We start from the raw sequence: 12,792 nt of genomic DNA on the forward strand, positions 1-12,792 counted from the left end.
AAAGGGGGCTTCTCTATTATAAAGTTAGGTACATGTAATCAATGAAGGAAAAGGTGTTCAAAATCGTACATATTTCTATTTTTAGAACATTCATACCCTATCTTGCATACATGAGAAGGTTGCTATAAACAACTCTCAAAAACATCGAACGTCATTATTGATATAAGTGACTACCAGCCTCTTTAAATTCTTTTGCTTTTTCTTTCATTCCTTTTTCAATTGCTTCTGTCGTTTCTAAATTATTTTCTTTTGCATACTCCCGAATATCATGTGAAATTTTCATACTACAAAATTTCGGGCCACACATCGAACAGAAATGAGCTGTTTTCGCTCCTTCTGCTGGCAATGTTTCATCATGAAATTCCATTGCTCTTTCAGGATCTAACGATAGATTGAATTGATCGCGCCAACGGAATTCAAAGCGCGCTTTTGATAACGCATCATCTCTTTGTTGCGCTGTTTTATGTCCTTTTGCAAGGTCAGCTGCATGCGCTGCAATTTTGTAAGTAATCACACCTTCTCGAACATCATCTTTATTTGGCAATCCTAAATGCTCTTTCGGTGTTACATAACAAAGCATCGCAGTCCCAAACCATCCAATCATCGCTGCACCAATTGCAGAAGTAATATGATCATAACCTGGTGCGATATCTGTTGTTAAAGGCCCCAGCGTATAGAAAGGCGCACCTTGACAAATATCTATTTCTTTCTCCATATTTTCTTTAATTAAATGCATCGGTACGTGCCCTGGCCCCTCAATCATGACTTGCACATCATGCTTCCAAGCAATTTTCGTTAATTCCCCTAACGTTTCAAGCTCTGCAAACTGAGCTTCATCATTTGCATCTGCAATAGATCCTGGGCGTAACCCATCTCCTAAAGAGAAGGAAACATCATACTGTTTCATAATCTCACAAATTTCTTCAAAATGAGTATACAAGAAGTTTTCTTTATGATGGTATAGACACCACTGCGCCATAATTGATCCGCCGCGCGAAACAATTCCCGTCATGCGTTTTGCTGTGAGCGGGATGTAGCGCAATAATACGCCCGCGTGAATTGTAAAATAATCCACACCTTGTTCCGCTTGTTCAATTAATGTATCGCGGTATACTTCCCAAGTTAAGTTTTCAGCAATCCCCTGTACCTTTTCTAACGCTTGGTAAATCGGCACTGTCCCAACTGGTACAGGGGCATTACGAATAATCCATTCGCGCGTTGTATGAATATTTTTCCCCGTTGATAAATCCATAATTGTATCCGCACCCCAGCGCGTTGCCCATGTCATCTTTTCTACTTCTTCGGCAATCGAAGACGAAACAGCAGAATTTCCGATATTCGCATTTACTTTCACATGGAAATTACGGCCGATAATCATTGGTTCTGCTTCTGGATGGTTAATATTCGCTGGTAAAATGGCCCGTCCTTCGGCAATCTCTTTTCGAACAAACTCCGGTTCTACCCCTTCACGAATTGCAACATATTCCATCTCAGATGTAATAATCCCTTTACGAGCATAATGCATCTGCGTGACATTCGCACCTTTCTTTGCTCTAAGAGGTTTACGATCCATTTGCGGGAACACAGGTGTATGGTTCGAAGCAGCTTTTACACCATCATCTTCCGGCTTGATTTCGCGTCCCTCATACTCCTCTACATCTCCGCGTTCTATAATCCAATTGCGACGAGGAGTTGGAATCCCTTTTTCGAGTTCCACTTTATATTCTGGATCCGTATAGGGACCGCTCGTATCATATACACGAATCGGGGAATTTGGCACTCCGTTTGTGTCACTTAATTCAATCTCACGCATCGGCACTTTCATACCTTCACGTGACCCCTCCACATACACTTTCTTACTCCCTGGTAAACTCGACTTTAATTCAATTTGCTCAGCTGAAACAGATTGTTCCATGATTTTTGTTTCCTCCCCTTTATCATTTCAAGAAATCTACTTTACCTAGAAAAATTCGATTCTCCCTTCAGCTGCTAAACAGTCAGCTCCGCATTTCTTGAATCCAGCTTCACCTTCTAGCCCCTCACGTCTAAAAATCTTCCGCACAAGAAAGTAAAAAAACACTTTCTATGCGGAAGAACTTTATACACTAAGACGAAACAGTCGGCTCCGCTTTACATGTGACAAGGACGAGATTCAACTTGTAACCAGCGCATGCAAAATGAAAAAGAGCCAGGTCCATAAGAAAATAAGGACCTGGCTCATAAAAGTCATCATTATGTAAAGCCATTAACTTCCCTACGCTGGTACGAGCCAGATCAGGTCCAAAGGGTTAAGAAGTTTGCGTACTTCTCTCTCAGCCCACGCATACATTGGGCACCCCTAGTTTATCACTGATTTAATTTTCAATACTTTTCTATCATACACTATAATCTGAAAAATGCAAATCAATTTACACTTTTACGGTATCATCCACGTTAAATAATAAGCTTGTACATACGTCATAATTCCAACGATAATGACAAAGAACAAACTATGTTTTACTGTAAAGCGGAATAAATCGGATTCTTTTCCTGCAAGTCCTACTGCTGCGCACGCGATTGCAATCGATTGCGGAGAAATCATTTTCCCCGTTACACCACCTGTCGTATTTGCCGCAACAAGTAATACTTCTTTTACACCTACTTGCTGTGCTGTAATCGATTGTAAGTTCGAGAATAGCGCATTTGCCGATGTATCTGATCCTGTTAAGAATACGCCGATCCAGCCAAGAAATGGCGAGAAGAACGGGAATAATCCTCCTGTTCCAGCTAACGCTAGTGCAAGTGTAGATGATAGACCAGAATAATTCGCAATAAATGCAAAGCCTAATACAAACCCAATAGATAAAATTGGCATTTTTAATTCTTGTAATGTTTCTTTCAATGTTTCAACCGCTTGTTTTGCACTCATTTTTAATACAAAAATGGAAATGATACATGCGATTAAAATGGCTGTTCCGGTTGCCGATACAATATCAAATTTTAATACAGCCTCATAAGGCGTTGGTTTATTTACAATTGGTTCTGCCTTCATGACTAAATTGTGCAGACCCGGAATTTCAAACTTCATGACAAAACTTTCTAACGCCCCGCCTGGAGCAAATAATGCTTTAAAGAAATCTTGACTCCAAATCACTACCATAGCAGTCAAAATAATAAATGGCGACCAAGCTTTCACAACTTTTTTACCTGTTAAATTTGGCATCGATGAAGCTTCCGCTGTTGCTGCAGCTTCCACATTTGCTTGATTCGATTGATACACTTCTTTTGGCTGCCATACTTTTAAAAATAGCGATAAAGATACTAAGCTGACAAGCGCTGATGTAATATCTGGAAGTTCTGGTCCTAAAAATGTCGCTGTAATAAATTGTGTAATTGCAAAAGACCCCCCCGCTACAAATAACGCCGGCCATGTTTGCTTTATTCCCTTGAAACCATCCATTAAAAATACAATAAAGAACGGAACAAATAGCGATAAGAATGGCAATTGGTGCCCAGCCATTTGTCCAATTTTATGAGGATCAATACCTGTTACTTGCCCTGCAACTGTAATCGGTATTCCCATTGCTCCAAATGCTACTGGCGCTGTATTTGCAATTAAGCAAAGACCTGCTGCATATAAAGGATTTAAGCCAAGTCCTGCTAGAAGCGCTGCTGTGATGGCTACTGGTGCTCCAAATCCTGCTGCTCCTTCCAAAAATGCTCCAAATGAAAAACCAATTAAAATGACAAGTAAACGATGATCATTTGTAATCGATAATACAGATGCACGAATAATATCAAACTGTCCTGTTTTCACAGAAATTTTATACAAAAATACCGACATGATAATAATCCAAGCAATTGGCCATAGCCCATATAGAAAACCATATCCAGTTGCCGCCATCGCCATTGTAAATGGCATTTTATATACAAATAGCGCTACCAAAATTGTTAATACAACGGTAATAAATCCTGCTACGTACCCCTTCATACGAAAAACAGCTAAAGCCAAGAAAAAAAAGATAATTGGAATAAGTGCCACCGCTGCGGAAATCCAAATGTTCCCGAACGGATCATAAACTTGTGTCCATGTGTTCATTGTCCCTCTCCCTTTCTATAATCCCTTTTTCACATATCCATAACCTTATCAGCATACTGTATGGTCATCATACCTTTAAGATAAAAATAAAACACTTAAGAAAACGTTTTCATTTATATCTATACTTTACCACATCCTTTTTTATTTTAAAAACGCTTTTTGAAAATTTTATTATTTGAAACGAGAGTACGATGAATTCATTTTAAACAAACGTTTGATTATATGTTTCATTGTGCACACGAATTGATATTTGTCTGCTTTCTTCTTCAGCTTTACTCCCTTTTTAAAAAAGACTTGTGATTTTATACTGCTAACACAAAAGAAAAACCTGTGTCAAAAAGTCATTTTTACGACCTTGTGACACAGGTTCTACCTTCTTCGTCTTCTCTTTTTTCTTCTCATCAGTTTTCTTCGTCGTGTATTGAATTGATCCGCGATAATATGCAATGTGCTAGCAGCAATAACTCCTAGTACAAATGTTATCAATCCTACTTCATGTTCTTTCGCCATATCAACTAATTTTCCATCCAATACAGTTCGATTGACTATGTATAAAAGTGGAGAGAAAACGAGTAACATGTACAATATACGAATGAGATCACCAATTATAATTGTATGAGTCAAAAAAGAACGATGAGGCATAATACATTGGTACGGGTACCAAAAAATTCGAAGTAATCCCCATTTATTATAAGCACTACTATGGATATCTAAATCCGGTGTTAAAAAAAATGTACCTACTAAAAAGCCAATGGCAAACGTTAAGAGAAAATCAAAATTTGTTAGACCATACGAAATAAGCAGAAACAAAACAATCGGAAGAGAAAGTAAGTTGATTTTCGTATGTGTTTTTCCTGATGGCATAATGCACTCCTCGCTTATGTTTGCCCTCTAAGTACAGGACAATTCTTACCTATTGATTGAAATGTTGATCGATAAACGATGTATCTATGCCTGAACCAAACCAATTGGCTAATTTCATTTTTGCTTTTTCCTTTACATCTTCATCTACATACATGGATGCCTGCAATAATGCGGCCGTTAATGCACCTAAATCATCCGTATAACCAATGCCAGCTATGAAATCAGGAATCGCATCAATCGGCGCAATAAAATAAGCAAGCGCTCCAATAATTGTAGCCTTCACTCGTTTTGGAACATCTTGCCTTTGCAACACGTAAAACAGCAATAAACTTGCATAAATGACAGATTGACCTGCTTGTTTGGCTACATGTTTTATTTTCTTCCAAAATGCTTCCACTGAAAATTTTCTTTCCATATAAAAGCCTCCATATCTTGTTATGCTTCCAAAGAACAATCTTCTTGCATTGCAAAACATTTATCGCATATACATAGATTTTACCAATCAAATTGTATTTTAACAGACAAACCTCAAAAGAACAAGTGTTCTATTTCTTTTCATATGCTTGTTCTCGTATAATCATTTTCTACTAGATTACATAGTATGTCTTCCCTTATATTTCTCAATATAAAATGTTAAATTTCTCTTAACATCCCTTTTACCTTTGTTATATTTTCTAGTTGACGAACATATAAACCAATGTTAAAGTTTTTTTGGCAGTCACAATAAAAATACAAAAAAATGTCAAATGTTATAGTGTTTCTCAGAATTGAATTTTGTTGTATAATACAAAAATGACGTTATACTTATGATTTAACCAAAGAAACCAAAAAGGGTATGCATAGTTAAAGTCGTATATGAGTAAATAGAAAATACTGCTCATAGCAAAAGAAACTATGTATTTTTTATTTTAGCATTTTTCGCTCCAAAATCGACCAAGCCTGATAGAGAAAGGGTGGAATGGATGAAGGAATCTTTAAAATCACAATTTCATAATGTACGTTTTACTTTGTTTGTTGCTTTAGCTGTATGGCTAAAAACTTACATCATTACACGTACAAGTTTTGATTTGAAACTTGAATCTTTCATGCAAGAGTTTATCTTGTTTATTAGCCCACTAGCAGCATCATTACTGCTTGTAGGTCTTGCATTATTTGTAAAGGGAAAGAAACGCAACTATATAGCACTTGGAATTGATTTTGTGTTAACAATCATTCTAGTTGGTAACGTAATGTTTTATGGATTTTATAACGACTTTGTTACTTTACCAGTTCTTGGACAAACGTCTAACTTCGGACAGTTAGGGTCCAGTGTAAAAGAACTTCTTAACTACAAAATCATCGTTGCTTTTGTTGACATTGTAATTTTCTTCGTTCTGCTTAAGAAAAAGCAAGGTTTCGCAAAAACGGAACGTGTATCACGACCAATGCGTTCTTTATATTTTGTATCAACGATTGCCATTTTCTTTGCAAACTTAGGTCTAGCAGAAACAGAACGTCCAGAGTTATTAACACGCTCATTTGACCGCGTTATGCTTGTTAAAAACTTAGGTTTATATGCTCACCAAGCGTATGACCTTGGGTTACAAGCAAAATCAAGTTCACAAAAAGCATTCGCTGATGGTAGCAAACTGCAAGAAACAGAAAACTACGTGAAAACAACACAAAGCAAACCGGATCCAAACATGTTTGGGATTGCAAAAGGGAAAAACGTAATCGTTGTCTCTCTTGAATCCTTACAAACGTTTTTAATTGGGGCAAAAGTAAACGATCAAGAAGTTACACCATTTTTAAACCAATTTATAAAAGAAAGTTATTACTTTGATAACTTCTTCCATCAAACTGGGCAAGGAAAAACATCAGATGCTGAATTTTTAGTAGATACATCATTGTATCCACTTGATCGCGGTGCTGTATTCTTCACACACGGTAACAATGAATTTACAGCAACTCCAGAAATTCTACGTCAGCAAGGATATTACACAGCTGTATTCCATGCAAACAATGCAACATTCTGGAACCGTAACATAATGTATCCAGCATTAGGATACGATCGTTACTACAACGAACTTGATTATAAGATTACACCAGAAACGAAATTAAACTGGGGATTAAAGGATATCGAATACTTTGATCAATCTATTGATATGTTAAAGCAAGTGAAGCAACCATTCTATACTCGCTTCCTAACATTAACAAACCATTACCCATTCACATATGATGAAGATACGAAATTAATTGAACCTTACAACTCTGGTGATGGAGTATTTGACCGCTATATGGTAACAGCTCGCTACTTAGACGAAGCAATGAAACATTTTATTGAACGTCTAAAAGCAGAAGGCATTTATGACAATTCTGTTATTGTATTCTACGGTGACCACTATGGTATTTCTGAAAACCATAACCGTGCTATGGCACAGTTCTTAGGAAAAGAAGAAATTACAACATTTGACCATATGAACTTACAAAAGACACCAATGTTTATTCACGTTCCAGGTCAAAAAGAAGGTAAAACAATCTCAAAACCAACTGGTGAAATTGACATTAAACCAACCATTCTAAATTTACTTGGTGTTGACTCAAGTAATGATGTACGCTTTGGTCATGACGTATTCTCACCAGATTATAAAGGATTCGTTGTTCTCCGCGATGGTAGTTTCGTTACAGATAAATATATGTATGCAAACAATACATTCTACGACCGTATGACAGGCGAAGTTGTACAATTACCAAAAGAAGAATCTCAAGCGTTAATTGATCGTGCGCAAAATGAACTTCGCATGTCCGATCAACTCATCGAAGGAGACTTACTTCGCTTCTCAGAAAGCAACAAAATTAAAACAGGTGAAGTAAAAACAATTATTAAAGAAGACAAAAAAGGTGCTGAGTAATCTCAGCTCTTTTTTTATGCTGAAATTACATAATCTTCACTAAATATTTACATTAAATTCACGAAACATCTTTATAATTGAATTTGTAAACAACATTCCAAACCATTCTCTTCTCTCGTATTTTGTTCACAACTTTCTAGTGTTACAGAAGTGACACTAATTGTCTGGAAAAGGCATTGTGCTTTGTCACTCACCGAGCCTTTAATAAGACAATGTCCCTATGAAATATAACTACCCTCCTTGGCAACATTCCGTATGAATGTTGCTTTTTTTATTTCAAAAGCAGGATTCTTATTTCTCATTTTCGAATTTGTATATACAAAATACAATAACAATACTCGCTTATATATAAAATATTGGTCACTCCTAAATCACAACATACAAATATATTTCATAACATTTACTATACAGGATGAGAAACACAACTCATCACGTATGTGATTTGGAAAGGATGGGATGTAATTTGGCATATGAAAGATTTATACTGTGGAACGAGAGAATTATTGATGCACACAAACAAAATCCATACATAGATTTAGAAGAACGCGGATTACAATTTGGCGATGGTGTCTATGAAGTAATTCGGCTCTATAAAGGAAACTTTCATTTATTGGAGCCGCATTTAACAAGGCTCTATCGCTCAATGGAAGAAATTGAATTATCACTCCCCTTTTCGAAAGCGGAGCTCATTGTATTACTTTACAAATTAATCGAAAAGAATCACTTTCACGAAGATGGGACGATTTATCTACAAGTTTCCCGCGGTATTCAAGCACGTACACATGCATTTTCCTTTGATTTACCTCCAACAATCTATGCTTATATCTCGAAAAAAGAACGCCCTTCCCTATGGATTGAATATGGAGTACGCGCGATATCAGAACCAGATGTGCGCTGGTTACGTTGCGATATTAAATCCCTTAATTTATTACCGAACGTATTAGCCTATACAAAAGCAGAACGTAAAGGTTGCAAAGAAGCTCTTCTCGTTCGAAACGGTATCGTTACAGAAGGAAGTCACTCCAATTTCTTTCTCATAAAAAATGGTACTCTTTATACACACCCCGCGAATCATTTAATCTTAAATGGAATTGTACGCCAATATACGCTATCTTTAGCAAATAAATTAAAGATTCCTGTACAAGAGGAGCTATTTAGTATTCGCGATGTCTATCATGCAGATGAATGTTTTTTTACAGGAACCACGATAGAAATTTTACCGATGACGCATCTTGATGGAACTGCAATTCAAAATGGACATGTGGGGCCAATTACGAAATTATTACAAAAATCGTTCGTACAGAGCTTCACAACTTCTGACATTTCTTTTCCATAAATACGAATAATATTTCGTTCGTTTTTTCAAATATATGTATTTTAAGTAAAAATCAGTGTGAAGAATCTATCTTTATTTCTGTTTTGTAACCTTTTTGTCATATTCAGATTCCTTCATAAGTCTTGACAGTAATCGACATGCCTTTTAGAATTTTTAACAGTTGGTAAATATTTCTTCACTATACTACAGACAGAAAGGAATCGACAAAACATGAAAAAATATCTTGCCGGTCTTGCGGCGGTGTCTGTAGCAGGAGGAGCAGCTCCAACACTTGATAGTGTTCAAGCTGCCCCAGAGCAAACTCCACAAAAGCCTGCTACACAATCCGTTCAAGTCGCAACATCAAATGGTTCAAGTTACACTGTAACTGCTGATGTATTACACGTTCGTTCAGGTTCTGGTACTTCTCATCAGATTATCTCTCGCGTATACAATGGGCAGAAGTTAAATGTTATTGGTCAAGAAAATGGTTGGTTCAAAATTAACTTAAATGGAAAAACTGGTTATGTTAGCGGTGAGTTCGTTTCACAAGGCGGTGCAGCAAAAACAAATGTAAGCACAGGTGGAAACAACAAAGTAACTGCTGATGTATTGCGTGTACGTACAAGTCCTAGCACTTCTAGTTCTATTATAGGTCGTGTGTACGAAGGGCAAACATTACACGTAATCGGTCAAGAGAATGGCTGGCTTAAAATTAACCATAATGGACAAACTGGTTACGTAAGCAGCCAATTTGTATCTGGTGCTTCTGCAAGCGCTAACTCTGCAAATAACAATAGTAATTCTGCAACTGTACAACCAGCAAGCGGAAACTATACGGTAAACGTATCTTCTCTTCGCGTTCGTACAGGGCCTAGCACTTCTCACACTATTTTAGGATCTGTTCGTAAAGGACAAGTTGTACAAGTTGTTGGTGAAGTTCAAGATTGGTTTAAAATTAACTATGCAGGACAATCAGCTTACATTAGTAAAGACTATGTAACAAAAGGTGGCTCTAACGACAATGTAATTCAAGGAAGTCAAGAAGAGCCAAAATATCAAAATGGTAGTCATGTAACTGTACAAACTGGCGGAACTTACGTTGTAAATGCAACATCTTTACGCGTTCGTACGGGTCCAGCTACATACCATAGCGTAATCGGTGGTGTATTAAACGGACAAACATTACACGTAATTGGTAGCGAAAATGGTTGGTTTAAAATTAATCACCAAGGTCAAACTGGGTATGTGAGTAGTGAATTTGTAAAATTTGTTAAGGGCGGAACCGCTCAGCCAGAACAACCTAAACAACAAGCACCTCAAACGCAGGGAGCGATTGGAGATTATTATGTAAATGCCTCCGCCCTCAATGTACGTAGCGGCGAAGGTACAAACTACCGAATTATCGGTGCTCTTCCTCACGGCCATAAGGTTCAAGTACTTTCTGAAAACTCTGGTTGGAGTAAAATTAACTATAACGGACAAACTGGTTATATCGGAACTCGCTTCTTATCTAAAACACCAGTTGGTGGTGCTGTAGAAACAAAACCTAACACACCATCTAACATGCAAAACAATACCAATACAAATAATAGTGGTAATAACTCATCGATCCTTGCATATGCAAAATCGATGGCAGGTGTTCCATACGTATGGGGCGGAACTTCTGCTAATGGTGTGGATTGTAGCGGTTATATTTTCCATGTATATAAGAAATTTGGTCATAACATTAGCCGTCAAAGTGTGGCAGGATATTGGAGCAGCCTACCAAAGACTTCAAATCCACAGCCAGGCGACTTAATTTATTTCCAAAACACTTATAAATCAGGTCCTTCCCACATGGGTATTTATCTTGGTGGCGGATCATTTATCCAAGCTGGAGATAACGGTGTAGCTGTTGCTTCATTAAGTAACTCTTATTGGAAGAATCATTTCTTAGGTTACACGAAAGCACCTTAATTGATAGTTTCAGAGCCTTCTAGATTGCTAGAAGGCTCTTTTTTGTTTTAAAATATGTTACTTCCTCTTCATTTCATACACTATATTCTATAAAAATATTTTATAACGTTACCATAATACATATCTCCTCCCGAATAGATATAACCTATTTCTCCTTCATCCTGTTTATATGTGTTTTCTTAATGAATTTTCTTTTTATTTAAACTTTTATATGGATGTTTGACCTCAGAAGCCCGGTATGGTAAGTTACTTAAGATGTTATGTTTCTAGCAGTATAGACATCCGTTATTTATACTTTTTTTTACTATGAGAAAGGAGATTTACACTGCATGAATTTTTTATGGGGAATTGGCGGTGTGATTGGAGTATTAGCAATCGCATTTTTATTATCTTCCAATCGCAAAGCTATTAATTGGCGCACAATCTTAATTGCGCTAGCACTACAAATTACATTTTCCTTCATCGTATTACGATGGGATGCTGGAAAAGCTGGATTAAAGATCGCTTCTGATGGCGTCCAGGGTCTAATTAACTTTTCTTATGAGGGGATTAAATTTGTCGCTGGTGACTTAGTAAATACAAAAGGCCCTTGGGGATTTGTATTCGTAATTCAAGCACTACTTCCAATTGTATTTATTAGTTCATTAGTAGCCATTTTATATTACTTTGGTATTATGCAAAAATTTGTAAGTATCGTTGGTGGTGCATTAAGTAAACTTCTCGGAACTTCTAAAGCCGAAAGTTTAAATGCTGTAACAACTGTTTTCTTAGGACAAACAGAAGCACCAATTTTAATTAAACCGTACTTAGCACGCTTAACAAATAGTGAATTCTTTGCCGTTATGGTAAGCGGTATGACAGCGGTTGCTGGATCCGTTCTTGTCGGCTATGCAGCTATGGGAATTTCGCTTGAGCATTTATTAGCAGCGGCAATCATGGCAGCACCTTCAAGTTTATTAATTGCAAAATTAATAATGCCGGAAACAGAAACACCAGATAACAACGTAAAGCTTTCTACCGAACGTGAAGATGCAAACGTTATTGATGCAGCTGCACGAGGTGCATCTGAAGGGATGCACCTCGTAATTAACGTAGCGGCAATGTTAATGGCTTTCATCGCATTAATTGCTGTACTGAACGGCCTATTAGGATGGGTTGGTTCTTTGTTCCATATTAAATTAAGCCTAGATTTAATCTTTGGCTATTTATTATCACCATTCGCTATCTTAATCGGGATTTCACCAAACGAAGCTGTACAAGCAGCTGGTTTCATCGGTCAGAAACTTGCCATTAACGAATTCGTTGCTTATGCAAGTCTAGGACCACATATGTCAGAGCTCTCTGATAAGACCGTTATGATCTTAACATTTGCAATCTGTGGTTTTGCAAACTTCTCTTCTATTGCAATTCAATTAGGTGTAACAGGAACACTTGCTCCAACGCGCCGAAAACAAATTGCACAATTAGGGATTAAAGCAGTGATCGCTGGTACATTAGCGAACTTCTTAAACGCAGCAGTTGCAGGTATGATGTTCTTATAAAATGAAAAGCCCATTCCAAATCATTGGAATGGGCTTTTGTTTTTGATTCGTACACTCCTCTTCCACCAAAAAACTTCCAAAAGAACAATCACCTTAACATTCATATATGCAAATAAAAACAAATACGACTCATTCTTATAAAAC

Annotated in this window: 8 protein-coding genes and 1 riboswitch; of the genes, 4 read left to right on the forward strand and 4 right to left on the reverse strand. The window is 37.1% G+C overall.

Going from position 1 to position 12,792, the window contains the following annotated elements; translation table 11 throughout:
- Positions 1-154: 154 nt before the first annotated feature.
- The 4 genes from thiC to MR056_RS06590 form a co-directional block, all read right to left on the reverse strand.
- A complete protein-coding gene (gene thiC / locus MR056_RS06575; RefSeq protein ID WP_012096209.1) occupies positions 155-1,915 on the reverse strand; it encodes a phosphomethylpyrimidine synthase ThiC in 1,761 nt (586 codons plus the stop codon).
- Positions 1,916-2,234: 319 nt separating this feature from the next.
- Positions 2,235-2,350, reverse strand: a riboswitch (TPP riboswitch).
- A gap of 66 nt (positions 2,351-2,416) precedes the next feature.
- The gene (locus MR056_RS06580; RefSeq protein WP_012096210.1) at positions 2,417-4,078 is read right to left on the reverse strand and encodes a lactate permease LctP family transporter; all 1,662 of its coding nucleotides are present in this window, start codon (positions 4,076-4,078) and stop codon (positions 2,417-2,419) included.
- 369 nt (positions 4,079-4,447) lie between these two features.
- On the reverse strand, positions 4,448-4,942 hold the full coding sequence (locus MR056_RS06585) for a metal-binding protein (RefSeq protein ID WP_048723505.1): 495 nt from the start codon (positions 4,940-4,942) through the stop codon (positions 4,448-4,450).
- 49 nt (positions 4,943-4,991) lie between these two features.
- The gene (locus MR056_RS06590; RefSeq protein ID WP_012096212.1) at positions 4,992-5,357 is read right to left on the reverse strand and encodes a YkvA family protein; all 366 of its coding nucleotides are present in this window, start codon (positions 5,355-5,357) and stop codon (positions 4,992-4,994) included.
- Between the two features lie 547 nt (positions 5,358-5,904).
- On the opposite strand from MR056_RS06590, the gene MR056_RS06595 reads away from it, so the two are divergent.
- The 4 genes from MR056_RS06595 to MR056_RS06610 all read left to right on the forward strand — a co-directional run bounded on the left by MR056_RS06595 (position 5,905) and on the right by MR056_RS06610 (position 12,648).
- The gene (locus tag MR056_RS06595; RefSeq protein WP_242136531.1) at positions 5,905-7,833 is read left to right on the forward strand and encodes an LTA synthase family protein; all 1,929 of its coding nucleotides are present in this window, start codon (positions 5,905-5,907) and stop codon (positions 7,831-7,833) included.
- Positions 7,834-8,284: 451 nt separating this feature from the next.
- The gene (locus MR056_RS06600; RefSeq protein ID WP_048723506.1) at positions 8,285-9,169 is read left to right on the forward strand and encodes a D-amino-acid transaminase; all 885 of its coding nucleotides are present in this window, start codon (positions 8,285-8,287) and stop codon (positions 9,167-9,169) included.
- Between the two features lie 210 nt (positions 9,170-9,379).
- Entirely contained in the window at positions 9,380-11,107 is a 1,728-nt protein-coding gene (locus MR056_RS06605; protein WP_048723507.1) for a C40 family peptidase, read from the forward strand.
- Between the two features lie 329 nt (positions 11,108-11,436).
- A complete protein-coding gene (locus MR056_RS06610; protein WP_012096216.1) occupies positions 11,437-12,648 on the forward strand; it encodes a NupC/NupG family nucleoside CNT transporter in 1,212 nt (403 codons plus the stop codon).
- Positions 12,649-12,792: the final 144 nt, after the last annotated feature.

Origin of the sequence: Bacillus cereus group sp. BfR-BA-01360 (assembly GCF_022663595.1) — a bacterium.
Lineage (GTDB): Bacteria > Bacillota > Bacilli > Bacillales > Bacillaceae_G > Bacillus_A > Bacillus_A cytotoxicus.